This window comes from Achromobacter sp. GbtcB20 (assembly GCF_019091095.1).
GTDB lineage: Bacteria > Pseudomonadota > Gammaproteobacteria > Burkholderiales > Burkholderiaceae_B > Achromobacter > Achromobacter mucicolens.
Genome location: NZ_JAGXJZ010000685.1, coordinates 1 through 254, shown reverse-complemented (window position 1 = coordinate 254; position 254 = coordinate 1). Strand labels below are relative to the sequence as shown.

Below are 254 nucleotides of genomic sequence, written 5' to 3'. Positions count from 1 at the left end.
ACCAGCAGGGGCCTCGCGCAGGCGCCCCTCTTGCTGCACACGTTTTACGAGGACAAGGAGCCCCCCGACTTGGTCCTCGAGCTGCAGCGGTTCCTGATCCGCCGCATTACTGCGGCGGAAGGCAGGGTACGGCGGCTGAAGGCACTGGGTGCCGCTCGAAAGAAGCGGCTGTCTGCAGTTCCACGCCCGACGAGAGACCAGGCGAAGTCGATCAAGGACGATATCGCGCGGGGCGAGCGGGCCGTCGCCGAGCA

Annotated in this window: 1 protein-coding gene; it reads left to right on the top strand. The window is 66.9% G+C overall.

Annotated features, from left to right (window positions below; all coding sequences use genetic code 11):
* Positions 1 to 30: 30 nt before the first annotated feature.
* Positions 31 to 254 (top strand): hypothetical protein (locus tag KVT32_RS30725; RefSeq protein ID WP_217619499.1); only part of this gene is annotated, 224 nt, incomplete at its 3' end.